We start from the raw sequence: 410 nt of genomic DNA, 5'->3' as shown, positions 1-410 counted from the left end.
GCTCGGTGCCGGCCTGAGCGCTCGCGGCCATTCCCGGTTTGAAATTTCCACTCGCACCCGCCAAGATACGGGCCGCAACCTTACCGGGGGAGAGGCGCCGATGTCCAAGATCGCCCATATCACAGCCGCCATCTTCAAGCGCGCCGGCAAGGCCAAGCGCTTTGTTGTCGCTATCGCCGGTCCGCCCGGCTCCGGCAAGTCGACCCTGTCCGCTGCGCTGCATGAGCTTTTGCCCGAGGGCAGTTCCGAGGTCGTGCCGATGGACGGCTTCCATTATGACGACATCATCCTCCACCGCCGCGGCTTGCGCCCTCGCAAGGGCGCGCCGGAAACCTTCGATTTCGCCGGCTTCGAGACGCTGTTGAAGCGCATCCGCTCCGGCGAGCCGGACATCGCCATCCCGGTCTTCG

The 410-nt window shown here is 65.6% G+C and carries 1 pseudogene; it reads left to right on the top strand.

Going from position 1 to position 410, the window contains the following annotated elements:
* Window positions 1–100: 100 nt before the first annotated feature.
* A pseudogene (locus EN807_RS32825) lies at window positions 101–410 on the top strand (nucleoside/nucleotide kinase family protein); the annotation flags it as partial.

Origin of the sequence: Mesorhizobium sp. M5C.F.Ca.ET.164.01.1.1, assembly GCF_004792125.1 — a bacterium.
GTDB lineage: Bacteria > Pseudomonadota > Alphaproteobacteria > Rhizobiales > Rhizobiaceae > Mesorhizobium > Mesorhizobium wenxiniae.
Note: the sequence above shows the minus strand (reverse complement) of the source record. Positions and strands in the feature narration are given on the sequence as shown.